The organism is Streptomyces sp. NBC_01474 (genome assembly GCF_035918215.1).
GTDB classification, from domain to species: domain Bacteria; phylum Actinomycetota; class Actinomycetes; order Streptomycetales; family Streptomycetaceae; genus Streptomyces; species Streptomyces aureus.
Genome location: NZ_CP109449.1, coordinates 8,762,817 through 8,789,520, shown reverse-complemented (window position 1 = coordinate 8,789,520; position 26,704 = coordinate 8,762,817). Strand labels below are relative to the sequence as shown.

The following is a 26,704-nucleotide window of genomic DNA, read 5'->3' as shown; positions in this document are numbered from 1 at the left end:
CGCGGGGATCGCAGCGAGGACCCGCGTACGACGAGGTGGGGGCACGACAAAGCCATGGCACAGGGCACGGTCCAGGTGACGCACACCGGCACGTCGCGGTGGCGGCGCCGCACTGGGGAGTACGCATCGCTCGCCGCGGCCCTGGAGGCCGCGGGTGACGGCGATGTACTGACCGTGGCGTCGGGCACGTACAGAGAGAACCTCGTCGTGGAGCGCGCGGTGACGCTGCGTGGTCCGGAGGGCTCGCCCGGGTCCGTGCGGATCGCGCCGGTCGACGGGGTGCCTCTCACGGTGCGCGCGTCCGCGACCGTCCTCGATCTGCATGTCGAGGGGCAGGACTCGGCGGCCCCCGCGCTCCTGGTGGAGGAAGGCGCTCCCGAGCTCTGCGATCTGCGCATCGTCACGCGCTCCGCGGCCGGCATAGAGGTGCGGGGCGGAGCGCGGCCCACCGTGCGCCGCTGCACCGTCGACAACCCCGGAGGGATCGGCATCGCCGTACTCGACGGCGGGGGCGGTGTCTTCGAGGAGTGCGAGGTCGTCTCGGCGGGCCAGGCCGGAGTGGCCGTACGCGGCGGCGCGCACCCTCGGCTGGAGCGCTGCCGGGTGCATCACGCGTCGGGTTCCGGACTGTCCGTCACCGGCGAGCACAGCGGCCTGGAGGCCGTCGGCTGCGAGGTGTACGAGGTCAAGGGCACCGGCGTGCAGATCACGGGGCGCGCCACGGCCCACCTCACGGACTGCGATGTGCACCGCACCACGGCGGACGGCGTCACGCTCGACACGGACGCGGTGCTCACCCTCGCCGACTGCCGTATCCACGACATCCCGGAGAACGCGATCGATCTGCGCTCCCGGTCGGTCCTGACGCTGACGCGCTCGACGGTGCGCCGGTTCGGGCGTAACGGCCTGTCCGTGTGGGACCCGGGCACGCGCGTGGACGCCAACCAGTGCGAGATCCACGACAGCACGGGCGACTACCCGGCCGTGTGGGTGAGCGACGGCGCGACCGTCGTGCTCGACGCGTGCCGGGTGCACGACGTGCCGGACGCGCTGTTCGTCCTGGACCGGGGCTCCCGCGTGGACGTCGTCGACAGCGATCTCTCCCAAGTCCGCAACACGGCCGTGTCGGTGAGCGACGGCGCCACGGCCCAGCTGGACGACTGCCGGATCCGGGAGGCCGCGACGGGTGCCTGGTTCCGTGATCACGGGAGCGGCGGCACCCTCGCCAACTGCACGGTGGACGCTGTCCAGACCGGCGTGATCGTCACCAAGGGTGCGGACCCGACGATCGAACGCTGCACGGTCACCTCCCCTGCCGAGGCCGGCTTCTACGTGTCGGCCGGGGGCCGGGGCAGCTTCCACGGCTGCCGCGTCACGGGCAGCGAGGGCTACGGCTTCCACATCATCGACGGCTGCCGTACGACCCTCAAGAAGTGCCGTACGGAACGGTGTTCGCGCGGGGGTTACGAATTCGCCGAGGACGGCCCCGTGGTCGAGGACTGCACCAGCGACGAGAGCGGCGGGGTGCGCTCCGCCGGGCAGGCCGCCGCCCCGGCGCCGGGCGCCCAGAAGGCCACGCAGACCGTGGGGCTGCTCAGCGCGCTGCCCGGCCAGCGTGCCGTGTCACCCGACACGGAGACACCGGCCACGACCCGTACGCCGACGGATGTCCTCGGTGAACTCGACACCCTGGTGGGCCTGGAGAGCGTCAAGCGCGAGGTGCGTGCCCTCACGGACATGATCGAGGTCGGCCGGCGCCGGCAGCGGGCGGGCCTCAAGGCTGCTTCCGTCAGGCGGCACTTGGTGTTCACGGGCTCCCCCGGCACCGGCAAGACGACCGTGGCGCGCCTGTACGGGGAGATCCTCGCCTCACTGGGTGTCCTGGAGAAGGGCCATCTCGTCGAGGTGTCCCGGGTCGACCTGGTCGGCGAGCACATCGGCTCGACCGCCATCCGCACGCAGGAGGCCTTTCAACGGGCCACCGGGGGCGTTCTGTTCATCGACGAGGCGTACGCCCTGTCCCCCGAGGACTCCGGCCGCGACTTCGGGCGTGAGGCGATCGACACGCTGGTGAAGCTGATGGAGGACCAGCGCGACTCCGTCGTGGTGATCGTCGCGGGCTACACCTCCGAGATGAAGCGCTTCCTCTCGGTCAACCCCGGCGTGGCGTCCCGTTTCTCACGGACCATCACGTTCTCCGACTACCTGCCCGAAGAGCTGCTGCGGATCGTGGAGCAGCAGGCCGACGAGCACGAGTACCGGCTCGGCGAGGGCGCGTCCGAAGCACTTCTGAAGCACTTCACGGCGCTCCCCAAGGGGCCCGCCTTCGGCAACGGCCGCACGGCACGGCAGACCTTCGAGTCGATGGTGGAGCGCCACGCGGGCCGGGTCGCCCAGCTCGCCGAACCGAGCACGGACGACCTGACCCTGCTCTACGAGGACGACTTGCCTGAGCTGCCCTGAGGCGCGGCGGGCTCGCCGTCCGGGCGTGGCCCCGGGACCTCGGGGCGCAGCCTGGCGAGCAGGCGGGCCCGTTCCTCGGCGAAGACGGGGTCGGCCTGGTAGTCGGAGTGGCCCAGGATCGGTGCGGGCAGCGGGTGTTGCTCGGTACGGCCGTAGGCGAGCGGGTCCTTCAGTGCCGGGTGGTCGACCTGGGGGCCGTCCTCGCCGGGCAGCCGGACGGGTCCGCCGATCGGGTCGGTGGTGCGGTGCAGGTTGCGCCAGCAGTCGACCTGGCGGTGCAGGGCGCCGAGCGCGGCGGGACCGAAATGGGCCGGGAACCAGCGTCCGTAGAGCCGCTCCAGAGGCGAGCCGTAGGTGAGCAGGGCGACGCGTCGGCGGACGGTGGGATGCAGCTGCCAGGCGGCCGCGGCGGCGAGGACGCTGCCCTGGGAGTGCCCCGACAGGACGAGGCGGCCGCCCGTGGCGCGGGTCCAGGTGGCCATGCGCCAGGTCAGGTCGGGCACGGCGCGCTCCGCGTAGCAGGGCGGCGCGAAGGGGTGCGCGGCGCGCGGCCAGAACGTGCCGACGTCCCACAGGATGCCGATCGTTCGGCGGGCCGACGCGTCGCGGTAGGCGCGCCTTCCCCAGGTGACGAAGAGTATGAAGCCGAGTCCGATGAGCCAGGAGCCCATCGCCTGCGCGGTCTGCGCGGCGCCTTCCACGATGTCGTACGTGCCCAGTGCGGCCTGGCCCGGGACCTGATGGGTCGCCCACGCGCCGGTGAGCGCTCCCGCGCCGAGGAGGAGCGTCACCGTCGAGACCGCGCCGATGATCATGGGCGCCTGGTCGGTGAGGGCGGCACGCGCGCGCGTGCCCGCGATGGCGCTGGTGCGGGCGGCGTCCTCGGGCTCCCCCGGGTAGTCGGTCGCGACGGTGGCCGTCTCACGGCGCTTGAGCCGGATGGTGCGCTGGGCAAGGACGCCGCACACCACGGCGACGACGATCAGCAGGGGCGGGATCACGGAGGCCTGCCAGGACAGCAGGACGGGCGGTCCTTCGATGGTGCCGCCGGCTCCCGGCGTGCCGGAGCCGTCCAGCCAGTCGGCGACGCGCTGGGACACTCCCCCGGACATCACACCGCCCAGGGCGCAGGCGAGCATCGCGGTCGCGGGTCCGCCGAGGCCGCGCAGGGCCGCACGGGAGTCGCGGGCGCGGCGGTGGATGGCGTGGGCGACCACGGCGAGCGCCACGACCACCGCGCCCTGGACGAGGACGATCCCGCCGAACGTCGCGTCTCCGGGCAGGCGCCCGTGCGACCGCCACTCGGGACGTGACCAGCCCGCGTACAGGAACGTGAGCAGCAGGAGGGTCAGGGCGGCGGCGGGCAGGAGGCGGACGACGGTCCGGTCGAGGGTGCGGTCGACGGTGTTCTCGCTGCGGCCCCTGCGGCACACGACCCAGACGACGATGCCGGTGCCCACGACGAGCGCGCCGTCGAGGATCCGGCCGAGCACGTCGAGGAGCACGGGGCCGCCGCTCCCGCGGTCGAAGCGGGCGGCCGAGGTGCCGACGGCGGCCGCCACCGTGAGCAGGCCCGCGGCGGTGTGCGCGGCGCGCAGGCGGGCGACGAGACGGCGTCCGTACCAGAACCCCGGCCTGCCGAGCGCGTTGGTCGGAGCCTCCTCCTCCGGGTCGGGCCGGTGGGGCAGCGGCTGCTGGGACTCGTACGCGCCCCAGGTGCGGTGGGAGAGGTACCAGAGGAGGCCGACGAGGGCGGCGGGGACGGCCGCGGCGAGGGCGAGGCGGCGGCCGGGCTGGCTCCACCAGCCGCCGTGTCCGTGCGCGTCGACCGACAGGAAACCCAGCCAGGAACGTTCCTCGGCGCACGCGTGCGTGCCGGCGCACTGCCAGGCCACCAGATCGAGCGCCACCTCGCAGGCGGCGGCGACCAGGAGGACGGTGAGGCTGAGGCCCACGAGGCGCACCAGAAGGCCGTAGGCGCGCACGGTCCGTGTGCGGCGGTGGGCGTTGGGGCGCATCCAGTGGGCGAGGTTGACGACCATGAACGGCAGGAGCAACAGCCATAAGGCGCGCGAGCCGTTGCCGGACGTGAGGTTGCACCAGACGTACGCCTCCGGGACGGGCTTGCCCCGGTAGTCGTCGGGGCGTGCCTCCGCGTCGGCGTCGTCGGCGCGGCGGTACACCGCGGCCGTGTCGTCGCCGGAGACCCGGACCGTGCGCGGGTCGCCGAGCATCGCCGCGGGGGTGGTGCCCCCTACGCCGTGGACCAGAAGTTCGAGGGCGGTCTCGTCCGCCGTGTCACGCTCCACCGTTCAGCATCCCCCGATTGACGTGCGCGTGTGGTGCCGGAATCAGGATCCCCGCTCACGACCGCGCTACGCACCCCTCCTCACCGAATCTCCTCCATCCGTGCGACCGCGCGCCATACGGCGGGCGCGAGCGGGCAGTGGCACGGCTGTCGGCGGCGCGTGCGAGGATGTGGCGACCATGGACGGCTGTGCCGAGGCGAAGGGATCCGACAGGACGTGAGCGAGAATCAGAACCTCCTCGCGGAGCAGCGCCGGACCCTGATCCTCGACGAGGTCAGGCGCCGTGGGGGCGTCAGGGTCAACGAGCTCACTCGCAAGCTGGGCGTCTCCGACATGACGGTCCGCCGTGATCTCGACGCGCTCGCCCGGCAGGGTGTCCTGGAGAAGGTGCACGGCGGCGCGGTCCCCGTGGTCGAGGCGAGCACGCACGAGCCGGGCTTCGAGGCGAAGTCGGGGCTTGAGCTCAGCGCCAAGGAGGACATCGCGCGGACCGCCGCGGCCCTGGCGGTGCCGGGCACGGCCATCGCGCTGTCCGGCGGCACCACGACGTACGCCCTGGCCCACCACCTCCTCGACGTGCCGGACCTGACCGTGGTGACCAACTCGGTGCGGGTGGCGGACGTGTTCCACGGCGCGCAGCGCTCGTCGGGCCAGCAGCAGGGCGCGGCGACCGTCGTCCTCACGGGCGGCGTGCGGACACCCTCTGACTCGCTCGTGGGGCCCGTCGCGGACCAGGCCATCGCGGCGCTCCACTTCGACGTGCTGTTCCTCGGTGTGCACGGCATATCGCTGGAGGCCGGCCTGTCGACGCCGAACCTGGCGGAGGCGGAGACGAACCGGCGGCTCGTGCAGTCCGCGCGCCGGGTCGTCGTGGTCGCCGACCACACCAAGTGGGGGACGGTGGGCCTGAGTTCGTTCGCCTCGCTCGACCAGGTGGACACGCTCGTCACGGACGCGGGGCTGCCCGCGGACGCGCGCGCGGAGATCTCCGAGGAGCTGCGGCTCGTCATCGCGGGCGAGCCCGGAACAGGTACAGACATCTGACGGTTCGCCAGCTATGGTGACCCCTGCCCGCTCAACCGCCCGATTCCGCTTGGGGGCTGAACGTCCATGGCACGCCGACTGAAGCCCGTGGGGCTCGAGTTCATCGAGTCCGCGCCGCTGCGCCTGGTCTTCGCCCGAGAGGTGTCCGCGCCTCCGCAGGCGGTGTTCCGGGCGCTCGCCGAGGACGTGGCAGGCTGGCCCGAGTGGTTCTCCGCCGTGACGCTCGCCCGCCCGACGGACGACGGCGCGGGGCGCGAGGTGCGGCTCAGGGGCGGTACGCGCATGCGGGAGACCATCCTCGCGGCCGACCCCGACGAGGTGTACGCGTACCGGGTGGACGAGACCAACGCGCCGGGGATACGCGCCCTGGTCGAGGAGTGGCGGCTCACGCCGTCGGGCACCGGTGGGACGCGGTTGCAGTGGACGTTCGCCGCGGACGGGGTCGCCGCGTTCCGGGTGGGCCTGCGTCTCGGCCGGGCCGGACTCGGCCGCGCGTTCCGTGACGCGGTGGCCGCACTCGATCGCAGGATCGCGGCGAACTCCAGGGATTCCAGGGCGAGTTGACGGCAACCCAGGTCCTCAGTCGGCGCTCGGCCAGACTCCCGTCGCGAGCAGCGTCTCGATGGCCCGCGTGTACGGCGCGATGTCCAGGCCCTGGTGGGCCAGCCACTGGTCGGAGTAGTACTTGTCGAGGTAGCGGTCCCCCGGGTCGCACAGCAGCGTGACGACGCTGCCGGTCCTGCCCTCGGCCACCATCTCGGCGACGATCTTCAGCGCGCTCCACAGGCCCGTACCGGTCGAGCCGCCCGCCTTGCGGCCGATGGCACCCTCCAGGGCGCGCACGGCGGCGACGCTCGCCGCGTCCGGCACCTTCATCATGCGGTCGATCGCGCCGGGCACGAAGCTCGGCTCCATGCGGGGCCTGCCGATGCCCTCGATGCGGGAGCCGCAGTCGCAGGTGACGTCCGGGTCCCCGGTCGTCCAGCCCTCGAAGAAACAGGAGTTCTCCGGGTCCGCGACGCAGATGCGGGTGTCGTGCTGCATGTAGTGGACGTACCGGGCGATGGTCGCGGAGGTGCCTCCGGTGCCGGCGGTGGCGACGATCCAGGTGGGCTCCGGGTAGCGCTCCAGCTCCAGCTGCCGGTAGATCGACTCCGCGATGTTGTTGTTGCCGCGCCAGTCCGTGGCCCGCTCCGCGTACGTGAACTGGTCCATGTAGTGCCCGCCCGTGTCGACCGCGAGCGCCGCCGACTGCTCGTACATCGTGCGCGAGTCGTCGACGAAGTGGCACCGGCCGCCGTGGAATTCGATCAGGCGGATCTTCTCGGGGCTGGTGGTGCGTGGCATCACGGCGATGAAGGGCACCCCGATGAGCTTCGCGAAGTAGGCCTCGGAGACGGCGGTCGAGCCGCTGGACGCCTCGATGACGGGGCGGCCGGGCCGGATCCATCCGTTGCACAGGCCGTAGAGGAACAGCGAGCGGGCGAGCCGGTGCTTGAGGCTTCCCGTGATGTGCGTCGACTCGTCCTTCAGATAGAGGTCGATGCCCCACTCCTCGGGGAGCGGGAAACGCAGGAGGTGGGTGTCGGCCGACCGGTTGGCGTCTGCCTGCACCTTTCGTACGGCTTCTTTGAGCCAGCTTCGGTACGCGGCGTCCGTGTGGTCCACGTCCAGCGTGGCCACCGGGTCCGGCCCTTGAGGGGCCCCGGCTGACTGGTCCTGCTGAGGGATGCTCACCGCATGGCTCCTTGGCGTCGTTCCGAGCGCCGGTCCGACGCCGTCCACACCCGGCCGTCGTCTTTACGACCGGTCGGACGCCCCGATCATAAACACCTTCCGCACGCTTCTCACCTGCATAAACACCCCTTTGAGCAACTCAAAGGAACACCTGCCCCAGGACAGGAACAGGCGTGCGGAGGAACAAAGGCGTGAGTCGGCCCTTCCCCTGCCGGGCGCACCGCCTCGCGCACTGGTGCGGACGCCTTCGTGCGGGCAGACTGCACCGCGGGGCCGGTGAGAGCTCACACCAAGGGGGCGGACGACATGGCGGAGCCGGAGTTCACGGCGACGGGTGTGCGCATAGGGCGACTCCTTCGCTCGCTCACCCGGGCGGGCGAGGTCCGCATCAAAGGCGGCCGTCTCGAACTGCTCACCAGTTACGGCAGCGAGATCGACAGCGCGCCGCTCCAGGAAGTCCGCGCCGGCAAGGCCTGGTTCGCGCCCGGCGACCGTGCCCTCGCCGATGTCGGCGGCAGGCGCTACCTGCTGAAACTCGGCGCCGATCATGAACCCGGCAACGCGGTGCCCCGTCTCGTCGGCGAGAACGGGCCGCCCACGACGCGTCGGTTCCTCGAGGCGGTGCGCAGGGCGCGCGGCCGGCTGACGTAGTCCGCCGCGTACTGGGGGACGGCGCGCGCGAGTTGCAGGCTCGCACCCCCTGAGTCACTCTGGTCACACATCACTACTCAGGGTTTACCGGCGATAACGCTGCGAACCAGCCCGCCGGACACGCAGCAGGCGGGCCTCGGCTGTCAACGCGGCCCACTGCTGGATCGGTACTCCGCCTTCTTCCGGACCTTCAATTCGGGGAGTCGCAGCCGTGATCACCCACCCAAGCAGGCATTGCACGGTCGAGCTCCAAGCCCTGCCGTCGCGGATCCGCCAGGTCCGCAGAATCGTATCGGCGCAGTTGCGCTACTGGCATCTGGACCCGCTGATAGACGAGGCGATGCTCGGCGTGACCGAGTTGCTGACCAACGTCCACCGGCACGCGGGTCCCGACAAGATGTGCACCGTCGAGATCGAGCTGCTGCTCGACCGCCTCACGGTGTCCGTGCACGACCACGACCCGCACCTGCCGCAACCGTGCGAGGCCGACCCGCTCGCGACCTGCGGCCGGGGCCTCGCCCTGGTCGCCGCGGTCAGCGAGAGCTGGGGCGCGCGCCCGCAGGGCGAGCACGGCAAGGTCGTGTGGTTCACGCTCCCCGCGCCGTCGGCGCCGCTGCCCGAGTACCGGGTGGGGGACGCCTTCCCCGAGCTGGACTCCCCGGTGGACCGCCGCGCCGCCCGACATGCTCCCGCCCGGTCGGCCGTTGTCGGCTGACCGGGCGGTGACCACCTCTTACGGCACGGGCCACGTCACTCGGTGGCGATGGCCCGCAGCACGTCGAGGCGTGCGGCGCGGCGGGCCGGGCGCAGACCCGCGAGCGCTCCGACGGCGAGGCCCACCAGGGCGACGACGACGAGCTGGAGCGGGGGCAGGGCGAACGCGAACGCGCTGTCGCTCGCGCCGTCCGACGCCTCGACCAGGACCCAGCCGAGGAATCCGCCGAGCACCAGGCCACCCGCGGTACCGAACGCGGCGACCAGGACGGACTCCCACCGGACCATGGCCCGCAGTTGGGCGCGGGTCTGGCCGACGGCCCTCAACAGCCCCAGTTCGCGGGTGCGTTCGTGGACGGCCAGGGTGAGGGTGTTGGCGATGCCGAGCAGAGCGATCAGCACCGCGAGGGCCAGCAGCGCGTAGACCAGGGTCAGCATCATGTCGATGCCGCCGGCGGACGACTGCGCGTACTCGTCGCGGGTCTGCACCTCCGGATGCCCGTACGCCGCCGCGACCTTGGAGACGGCGGCCTTGCCGTCGGCCGTGCTCACGCCGTCCTTGAACGTGACGGCGATCAGGGTGTCGGAGTCCTGGGCGCGGTGCGGGGCCCAGGCCTGGCGCGTGATGACGTAGTCCCCGGCGAGCTCCGACCGGCCGTAGACCGCGCGGACGGTGAAGTTCTGCTGCTTGCCGTCGGTGAAGGCCAGGCGGGCGGTGCTGCCCGGTCGGAGGTGCTGCTTGTCGGCCTCCTTGCGAGTGATGGCGATGCCGTCCGTGCCGAGGTCGTCGAGCGAGCCGCGGACGGTGCCCAGGTCGAAGGACCTGGCGAGCGCGGCCGGGTCGGTGACGGTGAGGGCGCGGCCCTCGCCGTCGACGTCCGCGACACCCTTGCCCAGGCCGACGGCGGTCGCGACCTGCGGCTGTCCTGCGATGGCCGGGGCGAGCCTCGGGCTGAGGCCGCTGCCGCCGGCGCCGAACGACGGGGCGGACACGGCGATGTCGCCGGCGAAGGAGAGGGACACCGTCTGGTCCATGGTCGCCTTCAGCGAGGCGCCGAAGACGGTGAACAGGGAGACGACGGCGACACCGATCATCAGGGCGCTCGCGGTGGCCGCGGTGCGCTTGGGGCTGCGCAGGGCGTTGCGCCGGGCGAGGCCGCCGGTGACGCCGCGCAGCTTGTCGAGGGGGCCGCCGAGGACACGTACGGCGCGCGACGAGGCGACCGGACCGAGCACCACGAACGCGACGAGGATCAGCACGCTGCCGAGGCCCGCGAGCCGGATGGACGGCGAGGCGAGGACTCCGACCAGGGTGACGGTGACCGCTGCGACGCCGAGTGCGGTGCCGATGACGGCGCGGCGGCGCGAGCCACCGGACTGGTCGACGGCCGTCTCGCGCAGGGCCGCGAGGGGTGCGGTGCGTCCGGCCCGTACGGCGGGCAGGAGCGCGGAGCCGAGACAGACGAGGATGCCTACGGCGAGCGGGAGCAGCATGGACAGGCCGCTGATCACGAGAGCGCCGTCGGGGAACGGGAAGCCGATCGCGGGGAACAGCGCCTGGAGCCCGGCCGCGATGCCGATGCCGCCGGCGAGACCGGCGACCGACGCGAGAACGGCGACGGCGCTCGCCTCGACGAGCGTCGTGGCGGTGACCTGGCGGCGGGAGGCGCCGAGGGCGCGCAGGAGCGCGTTCTCACGGGTGCGCTGGGCGACGACGATCGCGAACGTGTTGTGGATCGAGAAGGTCGCCACGAGCAGGGCGATGCCGGAGAACACGAGGAGGAAGGTGGTGAAGAGGGTCAGGAACTGGCCGGAGATCATGTCGGTGTTCTCCTGCGCCGACGCCTCGCCGGTGATGGCCTCGACTCCCTTGGGCAGTACGGGAGTCAGCTCGTCGACGAGTTCCCGCTGACTGGTGCCGGGGCCGGCCCGCACCTGGATGGACGCGGCCTCGCCGGGCCTCGGCGTGAGGTACTTCTCCGCGTCGGCCTGCGTCATGCCGGTGTACGTCACCTGCGCCATCCCGTCCTCGCCGCCGAAGGTCGCGAGGCCGACGATCGTCACCCTGACGGGGTCGGGGGTGCGCAGGGTCGTGGTGTCGCCGATCTTGAGGCCGCCCTTCTTGGCGGCTCCCCGGTTGACGACGACCTCGCCGGTCTTCGAAGGGGTGTGTCCTTCGGCCAGGCGGTAGGGGTTGAGTTCGGGGTCGTCGATCCAGTTGCCCGCGAGGGTGGGCGGGCCCTGGCCGCCGATCGCCTTGCCGTTGCTGCCGACGAGCTGGCCCGCGCCCTGGACGGCGGGCACGGCGGCGGCGACGCCCGGGGTGTCCGCCAGCTTCTTCGCGAGCGACGCGGCGACGGGCTGCCGGGTGCCCTGGCTCTCGCCGGGGGTCATGATCACGTTCGTGCTGCGGACGACGGCGTCCGTGCCGCTCGACGCGTTGCCGAACATGGTGTCGAAGCTGGCGCGCAGGGTGTCACCCATGACGAGCGTGCCGGCGAGGAAGGCGACGCCGAGCAGGACGGCCAGGAAGGTGCCGGCGAAGCGCCGCTTGTGGGCGCGCAGCGACGACAGGCTCAGGCGCGCGGAGGTGCTCAGGGAGCTCATGACGGCGGCGCCTCCCCCGCATGCCTTGCGCCGCCGGCCGCGTCGAAGGCCTTCATGCGGTCGAGGACTTTGTCCTGAGTCGGTGCCTGCATCCGGTCGACGAGGCGGCCGTCGGCGAGGAAGACGACCTCGTCGGCGTGGGCGGCGGCCACCGGGTCGTGGGTGACCATGACGACCGTGCGGTCCATCTGCCGTACGGCGCGGCCGAGGAGCCCGAGCACCTCCTCGCCGGAGCGCGAGTCGAGGTTGCCGGTGGGCTCGTCGGCGAAGACGACGTCGGGGCGGCCGGCGAAGGCCCGGGCCACGGCGACGCGCTGCTGCTGTCCGCCGGAGAGTTCGGAAGGCCGGTGGTGCAGCCGGTCGCGCAGGCCGACGATGTCGACCAGGGCGTCGATCCACTCCCTGGAAGCGGCGTCGTCCTTCGCGCCCGCGAGGTCCATCGGCAGGGTGATGTTCTCCGCGACCGTCAGCGTCGGCACCAGGTTGAAGGCCTGGAACACGAAGCCGATCCGGTCGCGGCGCAGCAGGGTCAGGCGGCGGTCGTCGAGGTCGCTCAGGTCGGTGTCGCCGATGAAGGCGGAGCCGGCGCTGAGGGTGTCGAGGCCCGCCGCGCAGTGCATCAGCGTGGACTTGCCGGAGCCGGAAGGACCCATGATCGCGGTGAACCTCCCGGCCTCGAAGCCGACGCTCACGCCGTCCAGGGCCCGGACCGCGGTGTCGCCACTGCCGTAGACCTTCACGGCGTCGACGACTCGGGCCGCGGTCCGGGTGAGCGTGGCGGTGGTCATGCCGCACCGCCCTTGGAACGGCCGAACTCCTCGTTCAGGACGGAGCTCCGGCGCCAGTACTCGTCCTCGTCGATCTCACCCGCGGCGAAGCGGCGGCCGAGCACGGTGAGGGGCGAGTTCTCGTCGGCGGCGGGGCGCCAGGGGCCGCCACGGCGACGTCCGCGCCACACGGTGCGGCGCAGCAGCGTGACGACGCCGATGACGACGGCCGCCCAGATCAGGGGGAAGAACAGGATCCACGGGCCGGGCCCGCCGTCCCAGTCGGCCAGGGTCTGCATGAGACTCATCTCCTCGGAACATGTGCTCACGTTTTCTCGATGACTCGAGACTCGCTCCGAAGGGGGGTCGAAGTCGTCGTACAGCCAGCGGCAGCGCGCGTACCCCCACGGGAGTACGGGGCCCGCTTCCGCCTACTCTCCCCGCCGTCGACTTCTGTACCTACTAGTATGTACAGTGGCTTCATGAGCACTTCGGACCGGTTGATCGAGTCCACTCGTGAGCTTCTGTGGGAGCGGGGTTACGTGGGCACGAGCCCCAAGGCGATCCAGCAGCGCGCCGACGCGGGGCAGGGCAGCATGTACCACCACTTCGGCGGGAAGCAGGACCTCGCGCTCGCCGCGATCGAGCGCACGGCGCAGGAGATGCGGGCCACCGCCGCGAAGTCGTTCGACGGCGGCGGTTCCGCGTACGCCCGCATCGAGGCGTATCTGCGGCGCGAGCGCGATGTGCTGCGGGGCTGCCCGATCGGCCGGCTCACGATGGACCCGGACGTGATCGCGAGCGACGCGCTGCGCGCACCGGTCGACGACACGATCGACTGGCTGCGCGAGCAGCTCGCAGGAATTGCCGAAGAGGGCAAGGAACAGGGCGAGTTCGCGCCCTCCCTGGACGCCGACGAGATCGCGGCGACGATCGTCGCGACTGTCCAGGGCGGCTATGTCCTCGCCCGCGCGTCGGGCTCGCCCGCCGCCTTCGACGCGGCGGTGCGCGGACTGCTTTCGCTGCTCGCACCCGCCGCCTGAGCCGAGGAGAGACACGACCGTGCACGCGATGCAGTACGAGATCACGCTGCCCGCCGACTACGACATGGGCATCATCCGCAAGCGGGTGGAGACCAGGGGGCATCTCCTCGACGCCTTCCCCGGACTCGGCCTCAAGGCCTATCTGATGCGGGAGCGCGGTGTCGCCGGGTCACCCGTGAACCAGTACGCGCCGTGCTATCTGTGGAACACCCCTCAGGGCATGAACTCGTTCCTCTGGGGGCCCGGATTCCAGGGGATCGTGGACGACTTCGGGCGGCCCGAGGTGCAGCACTGGGCCGGACTCGCGTACGAGGAGGGGCCGGCCTCGCAGGCCACCCCGAGGTGCGCGGTACGCCGCCGGACACCCCTCGACGGGCAGGCTCCGCTCGCCGAGCTGACGGACGCCGCCGTGCGCGACGCGGCCCGCATCGCCGGGCAGGACGGGGCGGTGTGCGCGGCCGTCGCCGTCGACCCGCGCCACTGGGAGCTGCTCACCTTCTCCCTCTGGGACCACGCCTCGCCCGACACACCGGGCGACCTCTACGAGGTGCTGCACCTGAGCGCCCCCGAGCGCGACCGGCTCCCCCGGGGGAGGCAGTGGTGACCGCGACCGTTCGGACCGTGCTCGGGGATGTGGCGCCGGAGGAACTCGGTGTGTGCGACGCGCACGACCACCTCTTCTTCCGCAGCCCCCTGCTGCCCGGCCAGGAACTCGACGACACAGCCGCCGCCGAGGCGGAACTGCACGCCTACCGGAACGCGGGCGGCGGCGCGGTCGTCCAGTGGACACCGCACGGGCTCGGGCGCCGGGCCGAGCTGCTGCCCGAACTGTCGACCGCGACGAGCGTACGCGTCGTGGCCGCGACGGGACTCCACCAGGCCGCCCACTACACACCGGAGTCGCTCGCCCGGCTGCGTCCCGTCCTCGCCGACATGTTCGTGCGGGAACTCACGGAGGGGATCGGCGACAGCGGTGTGCGGGCCGGCCTCATCAAGGTCGCGGGCGGCTTCCACGCCCTCGACGACCACGCGGTGTGGACGATGCGGGCCGCCGCCGAGGCCCATCACGCGACGGGCGCACCGATCGCCGTCCACCTCGAGCTGGGGACGGGCGTACTCGACGTACTCGACCTGCTGTGCGGGGAGTTGGGGGTGGCGCCGGAGCGGGTCGTGCTCGGGCATCTCAACCGCTCCCCCGACTTCGCCGTGCACCGGCAGGCCGCCGAGTCCGGCGCGTACCTCGCCTTCGACGGGCCGTCGCGCGCCAACCACGCGACGGACTGGCGGATGCCGGACGCGATGGCGGCGCTCGCCGATGCGGGGTACGGCGAGCGGCTCCTGCTCGGCGGCGACACGACGACCGCCGGAGCGCGCTCGGTGAGCGGCGGGCCCGGGATGCCGTATCTGCTGCGCCGCGTCCGTCCTCGCCTCGAACTGGCCCTGGGCAAAGCACTGGTGGACCGGATCCTCGTCGACAACCCGGGCAGGGTGTTCGCGGTGGAGCGGCTGCCCGGGAGGTGACGGACGGCCTCACTCGGCCTGTGCGCCTCCGGCCGACGGCGTGCGGCCGTCGTGGTGCACAGGGCCCGCGGACGCCACGACCGACGTCGGCACCGGCGAGAAGATCGGGTACATGAGCCGGTTGGACAGATAGGCGAAGACCGGCCCGAGCGCGTTCATCGCGACCACGCAGACCCACGCCGCCCAGATGTTGCCCGGTTTGTAGCCGAAGCCGCCGAAGAACGTGGCGAAGTAGCTGGCGAAGCCGAGGAACATGCCGGGAATCAGCGAGAACGTCTTGATGCGGCCCGTGTACATCAGGGCGGTGTTGACGACCATGATCACCAGGGCCAACACCGCGTTCCGGGCGAACTGGCTGTCACCGAACGCCGTGCCCACGTGCTGGTCGATCAGCACGATGATCAGGGCGAACGCGGAGCCGGCGGGCATCGTGCACCACAGCCTGCGTGCGTTGGCCCAGCTCGGCCCTCCGAGCGCGAAGACGGCCGCCCATGAGATGAAGATCGCCCAGGGCGGGAGATGGAGCGCGGTCCCTCCGATGAACGCCGTCAGACCGGCGAGTACGGAGGCAACGATTTCGTGAGAGAGGCGTTCGCGCATGGGGATTCCTCCGCTGGAGTCGGATGGCAGAGCGCGGTGCCGTGCGGGGGCGCGTGGGGGGCTGTTGGGGGTGCGAGGGGAGGGGAGGCTCAGTGGACGAGGAGTTCGCTGGTCCTGACCGTGCGGGCCACCACCTTCCCCGCCTTGATGACGTGGGCGCGTTCGGGCCGGTCCAGGATGATGTCGTCGTAGACCTGCGTGTCGAGCACGACCAGGTCGGCGCGGGCGCCCGGCCGAACGCCGTAGTCGTCGGCGACGCCCACGACCCGGGCCGCGTCGTGCGTGACCATGCGCAGCACCCGGTGGAGGTCGGTGGGCCCGGACAGATGGCCGGTCTGCGCCAGCAGGAGCGCCGTGTCCAGGGGGTCCGCGCGTCCGAACGGGGTGAAGGCGTTGCGGATGTTGTTGGAGGAGCAGGCGGCGAGCACGCCGTGGTCCCACAGTTCGCGGACCGGGGCGATCCCCCGCCGGACCGCCCGGGAGTCCCGCCGTCCGCCGAGGTGCAGGTCGGTCGCCGGGAGCGGCACGACGGCGACGCCCGCGTCGGCGAGTGCGGCCATCGCCCGCGCCCGGTCCGCGGGCTCCCGGCCGCCGAGTGAGGTCATATGACCGAGCGCCACCCGACCACCCAGGCCCCGGCGCGCGGTCTGGCCGGCGATGAACTCGGCGAGCGCGTACCGGGGGTCGGACGCGTCGTCGGCGAAGTCCGCGTGCAGATCGGCCGGCACTCCGTGCTGTGCGGCGAGATCGAGCACGAGCTCGACGTGGCGGCGGCAGTCCTCCAGGGTGGCCTCGTTGTAGGCGCAGCCTCCCACCACGTCGGCGCCCGCTGCCAGCGCCGCGATCAGCAGCTTCTCGGTGCCGGGTGACCGCAGGACGCCCTCCTGCGGGAACGCCACGATCTGGAGGTCCACCATGTCCGCGTATTCCTCGCGGAGTCGGAGCAGGACCTCGACGCCGAGCAGCCCCGCGATCGGGTCGACGTCGGGATGGGCGCGGATCAGCGTCGTGCCGTTGAGGACCGCCGCCTCGAGGACGCGCCGCGCGCGAGCCAGTACGTCCTCGTGCGTGAACGCGCTCTTCAGTTCGCCGGTCACCGCGATCGCTCCGGCGAGGGTTCCGTCGGGGTTGCTTCGTACGCCGTCCAGGAGGGCCTTGTCGAGATGCAGATGCGGTTCGACGAAGCCGGGCAGGACGACCCGGCCCGCGCAGTCGATCACCTCGTCGGCGTCCTGCCCAGAGGCGTCCCCGACGGCTCGTACGCGGCCGCCGTCGATCACCACGTCGCAGGGCGACCGGGCGTCCTCGACGCGTGCTTGACGCAGTATCAGTTGAGGCATTCGGGCTCCCGGTGGGTGGATGGGCGGGGGCGGATGCGGGGGGTGACTGGCGTACGTGGCTGGCGGGGCCAGCCGCGATCGGACTGCGTCGGACCGGATCAGTCAGGGAAGTCCGCCTTGCGGATGAGGCAGTGCACTCCCTGGACCTGGTCGACGACCTGCGAGATCTCGAAGTCCGCCGCCGCGCTCAGGTAGGCGTACGCGGCCTGCCCGGTCATGCCGAAGCGGTCCGTGAGGAACCGGACGGCGGCGCGGACCGCTTCCCGCATCGCCTCGTCGAGGTCCTCGTGCAGCCCCACGGGGATCCAGTGCCGGTCGGTCTCGCCGAAGGGGTGCTTGAGGGTCGCGGCCGCCGCGCGGGCCCGTGCGCCCTTGAGGAGGGTGAGCCGGAACGTGGCGCGCAGCGGCGCCTCCAGGGCGGTGAGGGCGACTTCGCCATTGCCCTGGGCGTAGTGCGGATCTCCGGTGTAGAAGCCCGCTCCGGCCGTCTGTACGGGCAGATACAGAGCAGAGCGCGTCTCGAGTTCCTTGATGTCCAGGTTCCCGCCGTGCCGTCCCGGCGGCACCGAGTGCTGCGATGCGTCCGTGTCGGTGGCCACGCCCATGACGCCCATGAAGGGCCGCAGCGGGAACCGGGCCGCCCGGCCCTCGGCGTAGCGGATCACGCCGACGTCCCGGCCGTCCGCACGCTCCACGTCGCAGAAGGTGAACTCCGGTGCTGTGCGGGCGAATTCGTCCGGCAGGGCGCCACGGCCGTGCCTGCTGGAGATGACGCCGTAGTCGGCGCGCCGGTGCAGGGACAGCACTTCGGCCCTGAGGAGGTCCCCCGGCTCGGCGCCCCTAATGTGGACGGGGGCACTGACGACATGGGGGCCGTCCCCGTCCGGGTCCCGCGGCGGCGGGGACTTCGCCAACAGGCGGGCGTCGGAGAGCACTTCGGTCGCGGCGATGCCGTACCGCCCGAAGAAGGCCGCCGGGTCGCGCCCCTGGTCCTCCAGGATGCCCTCGTGCGAGACGGTGTCGAAGGTGACGCTGTCGCCGGAGTCGATCGTGAGCGCCGGCGCTGTGGTGCGGCAGGGCAGCCGCCCCCAGCCGACGGTCTCCGGTGTGGCCCGCAGATAGTGCGTGCCGTCGATCGGGCCCTGTCCCGCTTCGAGAATCACTGCGGCCTCCCTGCCGTGCCGGTGCCGTTGAGGGGTTCTTCGGTGGTCCGCGCCGGGTCGCTGTCGAGCCAGGTGCCGCCGTGTCCGTCCAGGGCGGCGCCCAGCTGCCGCGGTGAGGTGATGAGCACCTGGCGGCCGGGGGCGCCGCGCAGGAAGTCGAGGGCGGCGCTGATCTTGGGGCCCATGCTGCCCGGCGGGAACTGACCCTGGGCCAGGAGCCGTTCGGCCTCGCCGCAGGTCAGCCGGTCCAGGAAGCGCTGCGCGGGCCGGCCGTAGTCGACGGCTACGCGTTCGACTGCGGTGGTGATGACCAGCAGGTCCGCGCCGAGTTCCGCCGCGAGATACGCCGACGTCAGATCCTTGTCGATGACGGCTTCGACGCCCTGGTAGCCACCGTCGTCGCCTTCCACGAGAGGGATGCCGCCGCCACCGGCCGCGATCACCGTGAATCCTGCCGAGGACAGTGCCCGTACGGACTCCGTCTCAAGGACCCGGAGCGGCCGGGGCGAGGGGACCACGCGCCGCCAGCCCAGCTCACCCTCCTCCGCCACGGTCCAGTTGTGAAGTTCCGCCAACTCCCTTGCGCCGTCTGCCTGATAGAAGGCTCCGATGGGCTTGGTCGGGTGGCTGAACGCCTCATCGTGCGCGTCCACCACGGTGTGGGTGATCAAAGCGGCGACCCGGCCGTCGGCGCGCCCGAGCGACCTGAGGCGGCCCGCGATCGCGGTCGCCAGGATGTATCCGAGGCCGCCCTGCGAGTCGGCCACGCACATGTCGAGGCCGAGGGCGGGCAGTTCGGGGGCCAGGGCTGCCGCGAGGTCCGCGCGGCGCTTGATGAATCCGACCTGGGGGCCGTTGCCGTGGGTGACCACGACCCGCCACCCCGTGTCGGCCAGCGCCACCACGGGGGCCGCGAGCCGGCGCGCGGCCTCGACCTGTTCGGCGACGGTGGCGTGGGTGCCACCGCGCAGCAGCGCGTTGCCGCCGATGGCGACCACCGCTGTCCTCGGGACGGCTCGGGGAGTCATGCGGGTCACCGTAAGAGAGGCGGGCCGAGCCGGTCATGGGCACCGGACACCAGGATGAACGGTCCGCCGTTGACACCCGCTGACAAGGGGCGTCCCCAACCGTGCCGGGAAACAGGGAAGTTACGCGCGGGGTATTACAGGTTACTCGCGGCTGTCGCATAGTGACTGTGCATGACAGGCATCGGTATCGGTACCGCCCCGACCGTCCCCTACGGCCTCTCTCCCGGGCTGACCGTGAGCGAGGCGCTGGCCCTTCCCTGCCTCAGCGGCGCACGACTCGTCGCCGGGGCGAGCGGCCGCGGCCGCCGTATCCGCGTCGTCAACATCATGGAAGTCCCCGACATCGTGCGCTGGATGCGCGGCGGCGAGCTGCTGCTGACCACCGCCTACGCCGTCCGTGACGACGCGGAGGCGCTGAGCGACCTGGTCCCCGTACTCGCCGAGCGCGGCCTCGCCGCCCTGGCCGTGAAAGTGGGTCCCTATCTGCCCGCATTGCCGCCGGTGATGCTGGCCGTGGCTGACGAACTCGGCTTCCCGGTCGTCGAGCTGCCGGGCGCCGTCATGTTCAACGACATCCTGTCCGAGGTGCTGGGCACCGTACTGAACCGTCAGGCCCTGGAGTTGGAGCGTTCGCGCGCCATCCATGAACGGCTCACGGCGGTGGCCCTCGACGGAGGCTCCTACCAGGAGCTCATGAACGTACTGCTCGAACTGTCCGGCTGCGCAGCCGCCGTGCTCGACGAGCACGGGTGGATCCTGGCCTCCGCGGGCTCCCCGCCTCCCGACCGTCCGCCCGCCGCCGAACGCGCCATCGAGACGGGCACGGGCGCGAGCGGCGCCGTCGCCCTGTGGCGGGACGACGCAGCCGCCGCGGACCACGGGGCCGGGGCGGCCATGCCATCCACTCATGAGCTCGACACTCATCAGCGGATGGCGCTGGAGCACGCCACGACCGTCGCGGCGACCATCGCCGCCCAGGAACGCGCCCTGGCCAGCCGCCAGCAGCGCTACCGCACGCTGCTCCTGATGGAACTGGTCTCACGGCCTCCGCGCGACCGCGCCGAGACCGCGCGCCGCGCGGCGGCCATGGGCTGGAACCTGCGTCTGCCCCGTGCGGTCGTCCTCGTCGAGGTCGCCTCCACGGGCACCGGCGGCCCCACCGACACCGAACTCGCTCTGGAGGAACGGCTGTTGCCCCTCGTACGGTCGGCGGCCGGGCCCGGCGCGATCATCTGGGGAAGTCAGAGCGGACTCGTCCTGCTGACGGAGCCGGGGCCGTCCCTCAACGGCCGATGCCAGGCCCTGCACGCGGCTGTCACCGCCGCACACCCCGACTGGGACGTGGCGGTCGCCGCCGGAACCGTCCGGGACGACTTCACCGACTACCACCACAGCTACGAGGAAGCGGCGCAGACCCTGACGCTCGGCCGCGAACTGCACGGCCCCGACTTCGTCCGCGGCTATGCGGACCTGGGGGTGTACCGGCTCCTCGGTCAGCTGCCCGCGGCGGAGCTCACGGCCCTCGTCGACGACGCGCTCGGCCCGCTGCTCGCCCATGACGCCGAGCACGAGGGCAGCCTCGTCGAGACCCTCGGCGTCTATCTCCTCCAGGACCGCAACGGCGTGGCCACCGCCGCGCGGCTGCACGTCCACTACAACACCCTGCGCTATCGGCTGCGCCAGATCGACCGCCTCACCGGCGGTCTCGAACGCCGGCCGACGGCCCGGCTCCAGACGGAACTGGCCGTCCACGCCTACCGGTTGCTCTCCGCACGCGACCGGCGCTGAGCAAGCCCTCCTTGCGGCTGACGCTGATCCTCGAAAGGCGGGTCACTGTCACCCGTTGCCGGTAATTCCCCGGCGGGTTCTGGCACTTCGAGCCATGCTGCAAGGGGCGGGCCGCTGCCTAGAGTCGGACCCATGGTGCTGCGAAACGCCGTGCACAAGGATCTTTACGCCGACTCCGTCGCCCTCATGAGGGTTGCCGCCCACCTGGCCGAACCGCCGGGCGTCGAAACCATCAGCCTCGTGATGGGCACACCCGCCAACCGTGACGTCCTCGCGCGGTCGGGGCTGCTGACATCCCCGGGCCACGACGCCGGACCCAACGACCTGCTCGTCGCCGTCCGCGGCGAACCCGACGCGGTGGACACCGCCCTCGCCCTGGTGGTCGATGCCCTGTCCGGTCCCGGCGAGGGACCGGGCGCGGGACCGGAGGCCGGTGCGGACGCCGGGCCCCCGGTGCGCTCGCTCGTCGGCGCCCCCGCCGGCGCGAGTCTCGCGCTGATCTCCACCCCCGGACCGTACGCGGCCGCCGAGGCCCTCAAGGCGCTGCGCCTGGGCATGCACGTCTTCGTCTTCAGCGATCACGTGCCGATCGAGCAGGAGGTGCTCCTGAAGCGCGAGGCCGCCCGCCGCGGGCTGCTCGTCATGGGCCCGGACTGCGGTACCGCCGTCATCGGCGGCATCCCCCTCGGCTTCGCCAACGAGGTGCGGGCGGGCCGCGTCGGCCTGGTCGGGGCCTCCGGTACGGGACTGCAACAGGTGTCGAGTCTGCTGCACTCCATGGGCTCGGGGGTCAGCCACGTGATCGGCACGGGCAGCCGCGACGTGAGCGCGGAAGTGGGCGGGCCGACGATGCGGGCCGGACTCGACGCCCTGGCCGCGGACCCCGCCACGGAGATCATCGTCCTCGTGTCCAAACCGCCCGCACCACACGTGGCCGAGCAACTGCTGCGGCACGCGAGCGCGTCGGGGAAACCGGTGGTGGCCTGCTTCCTCGGCACGGACCAGGCCGCCCCTGCCCCGGCCGGTGTGACGCTCGCGCCCACTCTCTTGGAGGCGGCGCGGTCCGCGGCCTCCCTTACCGTCGGCGGAGCGCTGCCGCCCGGCGAAGAGCTGCCCAAACTGCCCGCCCCCGCTGCGCCGCGCCATCTGCTGCGGGCCCTGTACGCGGGCGGCACGTTCGCCCATGAGGCGGCCCTGCTGCTCGGCCCGGCGCTCGGTGACATCACCCGCACCGCTCCCCCGCCGGTGCCAGGCGCCGCCCCGCGCCTGCCGCACCGGCATCTCGTACTCGACCTGGGCGACGACGAGTTCACCGCCGGGCGCCCCCACCCGATGATCGACCCCACGGTCCGCACCGAGTACCTGCGGGCGGCCCTCGCGGACCCGCGGACCGCCGCGGTCGTCCTCGACGTGGTCATCGGACACGGCGCGGCGCCGGATCCGGCGGCGGCTCTCGGCGAGGCCCTGGCCGAGGCTCCTGCCGACGCCCCGCCGGTGATCGCGTTCGTCGTGGGCACCGACGACGACCCGCAGGGGCTCACCGCACAGCAGCGGATTCTGCGTGACGCGGGTGCGTACGTCGTCGACAGCAGCACGACCGCCGCGCGATTGTGCGCCGAACTCCTCGCCGCCGGTGGCGACTTGATGCTCGCCCCCGCCGCCTCCGGCTCCGCCCCTTCCTCTTCCTCGACCTCTTCCTCGACCTCTTCCTCGACCTCTGCCTCTGCCTCCGCCTCCCGGATCGGAGAGACCGCATGACCGCACAGGCCGCGCCCGCGCAGGGCCTCCTGACCGGCGTACCGCACGTCGTGAACGTCGGTGTCGACGCGTTCGCCGGGCCGCCGCGGGCCGCCGGCGCGACGGTGACGGCGGTCGACTGGCGCCCCCCGGCCTACGGTGACCCGGAACTCGGCGCCGGGCTCGCCCGCCTGGTCGCGCACCCGGCCGTCGAGGCGGCCAACGCCGAAGCACTCGAGCGGATACTCGGCGTCGTGCCGCTGTGGACCGACGTCCGCCCGGCCGGGGAACTCATCCCCGAACTGGCGCAGGAGAGGCTCCTGTTGCACGCCGGACCGCCGATCGAGTGGCAGCGCATGTGCGGCCCGATGCGGGCCGCCGTCGTCGGCGCCGCACTCCTGGAGGGCTGGGCGGCGACGGCACCGGACGCGGAAGCACTCGCCGACGCGGGAGCCATCCGCTTCGCCCCCTGCCATCACCACGACACAGTCGGCCCGATGGCGGGCGTCATCTCCGCGTCCATGCCCCTGCTCGTCGTGGAGGACGAGGCCACGGGGCTGCGGGCCTACTCGAACCTCAACGAGGGGCAGGGCCGCTGCCTGCGCTACGGCGCGCTCGGCGACGACGTGATGAAGCGGCTGCGCTGGATGGGAGAGCGCCTCGGCCCCGCGCTGCGCGCGGCGATCGGCTCGCTGGCCGAGCCGGTGAACCTGCGGTCGGTCACCGCGCAGGCCCTTCAGATGGGCGACGAGTGCCACAGCCGCAACACCGCCGCGAGCGCCCTGCTCACGCGCGAGCTCTCCGCCGCGCTCGCCCGGCACGCGGAACTCGGCGGGATCGAGGCGCTGGACTTCCTGCGCGACAACAACTACTGGTTCCTCAACTTCTCGATGGCCGCGAGCAAGTTGGCACTGCTGGCCGGGCACGGCGTGCCGCACTCCACGGTCGTCACCGCCTTCGCGCGCAACGGTGTCGACGTCGGCATCCGCGTCAGCGGCCTCGGCGACTCCTGGTTCACGGCGCCCGCCGCCCCCGTGGACGGCCTCTACTTCGCCGGATACGGGCCCACCGACGCCAACCCGGACATCGGCGACAGCGCCATCACCGAGATGCACGGCCTGGGCGGATTCGCGCTGGCCGCCGCCCCGGCGATCGTCGGCTTCGTGGGCGGCACCCCCGAAGGGGCCCGCCGCGTCAGCCAGGAGATGGCGACGCTCACCGTCGGCCGGCACCGCGACTACCGCCTCCCCGGCCTCGACTTCGTCGGCAGCCCCGTCGGCCTGGACATCCGCAAGGTCGTCGACACGGGCCTCGAACCGGTCATCACCACGGGCATCGCGCACCGCGAACCGGGCATCGGCCAGATCGGCGCCGGCCTCACCCACGCCCCGATGCGCTGCTTCACGGACGCGCTGAGCGCCTTCGACGTGCCCCCGGAGCCCGGGGAGTGACGGGCACGGCGGCCGGCGGGGGTGCTGTACGGGCTGGGGTGCCCCGCCCTGAGCACGTACACCTCGGCACCCTCAGTCACCTGCACCCCGACACCATCAGTCACATGCGCCTCGGCGCCATCAGCACGGCCGTCGCCCCGCTGCTGCACGGTCCGTCCCGGCCGGCCCGCGTCGTCGCCGCCACCCGCTACGCGGTCCATCTCGCCACCGGCGACCGGGAGTTACCCGCACTCGCCGTGGTGACCCGGGACGCGATCCGACTGCCGAACGCGCTCGTACTGCCCTTCTCGTCGGCGGACCGGCCGTTGGACCTGAACCCACAATGGGCCGGCTTCGGGGCAGGCCGTGTCGTCATCGGGCCCGTTCACTTCGAGCCGGAGGCGTCCTGGACACCGCCCCGTGTCCAGGACGCCTCCTCCCCACCGGACCCCGCCCGCGTCAGACAGGTGACGGTGCTGCTCGACGCGCTGGCGCACCCCCTGCCGCCCCCGCTGGCTCCCCGCCTGACCGACCTGCGCCACGCCCTGCACACCGATGACGCGAGCGAAGTCCGCCGGACCGCCCGCGCACTGGTCGGCCTCGGCCCCGGGCTCACCCCGTCCGGTGACGACATCCTGTGCGGCGCGCTACTGGCGAGCCGCGCGTGGGGAGGCCCTCTCACCCCCCTCTCGGAGGCGCTCGCGGACGCGTCCCTGCGCACCCCGCTGCTCTCGGCGGCACTCCTGCGGCACGCGGTGCGCGGCGAATGCGTGCCGCAGGCCCACGCGTTCCTGCGGGCGCTGAGCGGGGACGGTGCCCTGGAACCCGCTCTACGCGAACTGCTCGCCGTCGGACACCACTCGGGAGGCGATCTGGCGCGCGGGGTGCTCGCGGTGGGCCTCGGCAGAGCGGGCGCGACGCCCCTTGACCGTGATGACTACCCGTTGAAGTAGCGGTTGCCCTTGTCGATGAGGTGGGAGGCGTAGACGCGGCCGAGGGCCGGCTTGCCGCGGTAGAAGCCGACGTAGCGCTGTGCGCTGTCCACGACGACGGGGCGCGCGAAGCAGGCGAAGCGGTTGCGCTGCTGCTGTTCGGCCCAGGCCATGGCGGCTGGGTCGACGCGCTCGCTGACAAGGACGGGGAAGGCCGCGACGCCGGTCTGCAGGCCGACCGGGAGGCCGCCCTTGTTCTGCTTCGCGTACGTCAGGACCTGCGAGGTGAAGGCGTCGACGCTCTGCGGGGTGATCTCGGGCACGGCGGCGGCAACGGTGAACAGGTGCAGGTTGGTGGCCATCCAGCGCATCCGGAAGTCGGCCCGCCGCCCCACGAGGACGGGCACACCGAACCAGTCCTCCCAGCGCGTCGCGCAGCCGTCCGCCTGGAGGCGGCTCTCCACCGAGGCCAGGTAATTCCGGGCCGATTCACCGATCATGGCGGTGATTGTGCACGGTCGAGCGCCTGTAGGACCAGCCGGGTGCGACGGTTTCCCGCACGTCAGGCGAGGCCCAGCGCCGAGAGAGGGTCGTCGAGGACCGGCTGCCACGCCAACTCGGCTGCTCCGACCAGGCTGTTGTGGTCGAGCGTGCACGCCAGGATGGGAACGCCCCCGCTGCGGCCCCACAGGCTGCGGTCCGCGACGACGGCCCGCAGGCGGTCCGGGTCCGCGTCGAGGAGCGCCCGGTGCAGGCCGCCCAGGATGATGCGGTCGGGGTTGAGGATGTTGACCAGGCCCGCGAGTCCGAGTCCGAGACGGTCGATCAGGGCCTCGGTGGCCATCCGCACCTTCGGGTCGTCGAGGCTGCCGGCGATCAGGTCGCGGGCCTGCTGGAGCAGGGAGCCGTCGGGGCCCGGTTCGCGGCCCGCAGCGTCGAGCAGGGCCAGCGGGTCGGTCTCCACGTCGAGGCAGCCGCGGCTGCCGCAGTAGCAGGGCCGGCCCTCGGGGTTCACGGTGAGGTGCCCGACCTCCAGGGCGAGGCCCGAACTGCCGGTGTGCAGACGCCCGTCGAGGACGAGCGCGCCGCCGACGCCGCGGTGGCCCGTGGCGACGCACAGCAGGTCGCGCGCGCCGCGGCCCGCGCCGTGGCGGTGCTCGGCGAGGGCGGCGAGGTTGACGTCGTTCGCGGCGAACGCCGGCCGCCCGATGCCCGCCTCCCGTACGCGCTCGGCGAAGATCTCGCGGACGGGCGAGCCCGCGGGCCAGGCGAGGTGGAGCGGGTTGAGGGCGGTGCCGTCGGGCTCGGCCACCGCCGACGGCACGGCGAGGCCCGCGCCGACGCAGTGGCGGCCGGTCTCGCGCAGGAGTCGGGCGCCGGCCTCCACGACCGAGCCGAGTACCCGCGCCGGATCCGGGTCGATGATCTCGCAGCCGGGCGTGGTCGCGACGATCCGGCCGCCGAGGCCTACGAGGGCCGCGCGATAGCCGTCCGCGTGTACCTGCGCGGCGAGCGCCACGGGTCCGTCCTCGGCGACGGACAGCCGGTGCGAGGGACGCCCCTGCGACCCCGCCGCGGCGCTCGGCTTCGCGTCGATCCTGATCAGCCCGAGCGCTTCCAGCTCGGCGGCGACCGCGCCCGCCGTGGCCCGGGTCACCCCCAGTTCGGCGGTGAGGACGGCGCGGGTCGGCGCGCGGCCGGTGTGCACGAGTTCGAGCGCCGGGCCGAGAGCACCACGGCCCCGCTCGAGACGGGGCGCGCGCGCGGAACCCTCCGCCTCGCCCGCCGTCTGCCCCCCGGCCCCGGAGGCCGCCTTGCCACGCATCAGCA

The 26,704-nt window shown here is 72.6% G+C and carries 23 protein-coding genes; 12 read left to right on the top strand and 11 right to left on the bottom strand.

The features are described from left to right. The first annotated feature begins 54 nt into the window (after window positions 1–54). Window positions 55–2,463 (top strand): right-handed parallel beta-helix repeat-containing protein, encoded by a 2,409-nt coding sequence (locus tag OG758_RS40155; protein ID WP_326714367.1) that lies wholly within the window; start codon window positions 55–57, stop codon window positions 2,461–2,463. Here the strand turns inward: OG758_RS40155 and OG758_RS40150 are convergent. Further along, window positions 2,433–4,772, bottom strand: coding sequence for a hypothetical protein (locus tag OG758_RS40150; RefSeq protein WP_326714366.1), 2,340 nt, complete (start codon window positions 4,770–4,772; stop codon window positions 2,433–2,435). The genes OG758_RS40155 and OG758_RS40150 overlap by 31 nt on opposite strands. Window positions 4,773–4,988: 216 nt before the next feature. Between OG758_RS40150 and OG758_RS40145 the strand changes: the two genes are divergently transcribed. Both OG758_RS40145 and OG758_RS40140 read left to right on the top strand, forming a co-directional pair. Then, a complete protein-coding gene (locus OG758_RS40145; protein ID WP_326714365.1) occupies window positions 4,989–5,816 on the top strand; it encodes a DeoR/GlpR family DNA-binding transcription regulator in 828 nt (275 codons plus the stop codon). Between the two features lie 66 nt (window positions 5,817–5,882). After that, window positions 5,883–6,380, top strand: a complete 498-nt coding sequence (locus OG758_RS40140; protein ID WP_326714364.1) for an SRPBCC family protein — start codon at window positions 5,883–5,885, stop codon at window positions 6,378–6,380. A gap of 15 nt (window positions 6,381–6,395) precedes the next feature. Here the strand turns inward: OG758_RS40140 and OG758_RS40135 are convergent, their stop codons facing one another. Continuing rightward, a complete protein-coding gene (locus tag OG758_RS40135) occupies window positions 6,396–7,547 on the bottom strand; it encodes a PLP-dependent cysteine synthase family protein (RefSeq protein ID WP_382059399.1) in 1,152 nt (383 codons plus the stop codon). Between the two features lie 312 nt (window positions 7,548–7,859). On the opposite strand from OG758_RS40135, the gene OG758_RS40130 reads away from it, so the two are divergent. Continuing rightward, window positions 7,860–8,204 carry a hypothetical protein gene (locus tag OG758_RS40130; protein ID WP_326716191.1) on the top strand — a complete coding sequence of 115 codons (345 nt, stop codon included), beginning with the start codon at window positions 7,860–7,862 and terminating at the stop codon, window positions 8,202–8,204. Window positions 8,205–8,415: 211 nt separating this feature from the next. After that, window positions 8,416–8,919, top strand: a complete 504-nt coding sequence (locus tag OG758_RS40125) for an ATP-binding protein (protein ID WP_326714362.1) — start codon at window positions 8,416–8,418, stop codon at window positions 8,917–8,919. A gap of 35 nt (window positions 8,920–8,954) precedes the next feature. Here the strand turns inward: OG758_RS40125 and OG758_RS40120 are convergent, their stop codons facing one another. From OG758_RS40120 to OG758_RS40110, 3 genes are read right to left on the bottom strand one after another with little or no spacing between them, the layout of a single operon-like run. After that, window positions 8,955–11,516, bottom strand: coding sequence for an ABC transporter permease (locus OG758_RS40120; RefSeq protein ID WP_326716190.1), 2,562 nt, complete (start codon window positions 11,514–11,516; stop codon window positions 8,955–8,957). Window positions 11,517–11,521: 5 nt separating this feature from the next. After that, on the bottom strand, window positions 11,522–12,313 hold the full coding sequence (locus OG758_RS40115; RefSeq protein WP_326714361.1) for an ABC transporter ATP-binding protein: 792 nt from the start codon (window positions 12,311–12,313) through the stop codon (window positions 11,522–11,524). Next, window positions 12,310–12,591, bottom strand: coding sequence for an SHOCT domain-containing protein (locus OG758_RS40110; RefSeq protein ID WP_266567544.1), 282 nt, complete (start codon window positions 12,589–12,591; stop codon window positions 12,310–12,312). Before OG758_RS40110 ends, OG758_RS40115 begins: the two co-directional genes overlap by 4 nt. 183 nt (window positions 12,592–12,774) lie before the next feature. On the opposite strand from OG758_RS40110, the gene OG758_RS40105 reads away from it, so the two are divergent. The 3 genes from OG758_RS40105 to OG758_RS40095 are packed head-to-tail and all read left to right on the top strand — an operon-like array spanning window position 12,775 to window position 14,856. Further along, window positions 12,775–13,335: a TetR/AcrR family transcriptional regulator gene (locus OG758_RS40105; protein WP_326714360.1), complete on the top strand. Its 561-nt coding sequence runs from the start codon at window positions 12,775–12,777 to the stop codon at window positions 13,333–13,335. Between the two features lie 19 nt (window positions 13,336–13,354). Further along, a complete protein-coding gene (locus OG758_RS40100) occupies window positions 13,355–13,939 on the top strand; it encodes a DUF4865 family protein (RefSeq protein ID WP_326714359.1) in 585 nt (194 codons plus the stop codon). Next, the gene (locus OG758_RS40095; RefSeq protein WP_326714358.1) at window positions 13,936–14,856 is read left to right on the top strand and encodes a phosphotriesterase family protein; all 921 of its coding nucleotides are present in this window, start codon (window positions 13,936–13,938) and stop codon (window positions 14,854–14,856) included. Before OG758_RS40100 ends, OG758_RS40095 begins: the two co-directional genes overlap by 4 nt. Before the next feature lie 9 nt (window positions 14,857–14,865). Here the strand turns inward: OG758_RS40095 and OG758_RS40090 are convergent, their stop codons facing one another. The 4 genes from OG758_RS40090 to OG758_RS40075 all read right to left on the bottom strand — a co-directional run bounded on the left by OG758_RS40090 (window position 14,866) and on the right by OG758_RS40075 (window position 18,987). Further along, a complete protein-coding gene (locus OG758_RS40090; protein WP_326714357.1) occupies window positions 14,866–15,456 on the bottom strand; it encodes a DUF1097 domain-containing protein in 591 nt (196 codons plus the stop codon). A gap of 89 nt (window positions 15,457–15,545) precedes the next feature. Further along, window positions 15,546–16,796, bottom strand: coding sequence for an amidohydrolase family protein (locus OG758_RS40085; protein ID WP_326714356.1), 1,251 nt, complete (start codon window positions 16,794–16,796; stop codon window positions 15,546–15,548). Window positions 16,797–16,894: 98 nt separating this feature from the next. Next, the gene (locus OG758_RS40080) at window positions 16,895–17,959 is read right to left on the bottom strand and encodes an acetamidase/formamidase family protein (protein ID WP_326714355.1); all 1,065 of its coding nucleotides are present in this window, start codon (window positions 17,957–17,959) and stop codon (window positions 16,895–16,897) included. Next, on the bottom strand, window positions 17,956–18,987 hold the full coding sequence (locus OG758_RS40075; RefSeq protein WP_326714354.1) for a carbamate kinase: 1,032 nt from the start codon (window positions 18,985–18,987) through the stop codon (window positions 17,956–17,958). The genes OG758_RS40080 and OG758_RS40075 overlap by 4 nt, the downstream gene beginning before the upstream one ends. 171 nt (window positions 18,988–19,158) lie before the next feature. Between OG758_RS40075 and OG758_RS40070 the strand changes: the two genes are divergently transcribed. The 4 genes from OG758_RS40070 to OG758_RS40055 all read left to right on the top strand — a co-directional run bounded on the left by OG758_RS40070 (window position 19,159) and on the right by OG758_RS40055 (window position 24,895). Then, the gene (locus OG758_RS40070; protein WP_326714353.1) at window positions 19,159–20,775 is read left to right on the top strand and encodes a PucR family transcriptional regulator; all 1,617 of its coding nucleotides are present in this window, start codon (window positions 19,159–19,161) and stop codon (window positions 20,773–20,775) included. A 132-nt stretch (window positions 20,776–20,907) separates the two neighbouring features. Then, window positions 20,908–22,533, top strand: coding sequence for an acyl-CoA synthetase FdrA (fdrA, locus tag OG758_RS40065; RefSeq protein WP_326714352.1), 1,626 nt, complete (start codon window positions 20,908–20,910; stop codon window positions 22,531–22,533). Then, window positions 22,530–23,963 (top strand): DUF1116 domain-containing protein, encoded by a 1,434-nt coding sequence (locus OG758_RS40060; protein ID WP_326714351.1) that lies wholly within the window; start codon window positions 22,530–22,532, stop codon window positions 23,961–23,963. Before fdrA ends, OG758_RS40060 begins: the two co-directional genes overlap by 4 nt. 104 nt (window positions 23,964–24,067) lie before the next feature. Continuing rightward, window positions 24,068–24,895, top strand: coding sequence for a DUF2877 domain-containing protein (locus OG758_RS40055; protein ID WP_326714350.1), 828 nt, complete (start codon window positions 24,068–24,070; stop codon window positions 24,893–24,895). Here the strand turns inward: OG758_RS40055 and OG758_RS40050 are convergent. Together OG758_RS40050 and OG758_RS40045 are read right to left on the bottom strand one after the other, a co-directional pair. After that, window positions 24,880–25,374 (bottom strand): levansucrase, encoded by a 495-nt coding sequence (locus OG758_RS40050; RefSeq protein WP_326714349.1) that lies wholly within the window; start codon window positions 25,372–25,374, stop codon window positions 24,880–24,882. The genes OG758_RS40055 and OG758_RS40050 overlap by 16 nt on opposite strands. A 62-nt stretch (window positions 25,375–25,436) precedes the next feature. Next, window positions 25,437–26,699, bottom strand: coding sequence for an ROK family protein (locus OG758_RS40045; RefSeq protein WP_326714348.1), 1,263 nt, complete (start codon window positions 26,697–26,699; stop codon window positions 25,437–25,439). Between the last annotated feature and the right edge of the window lie 5 nt (window positions 26,700–26,704).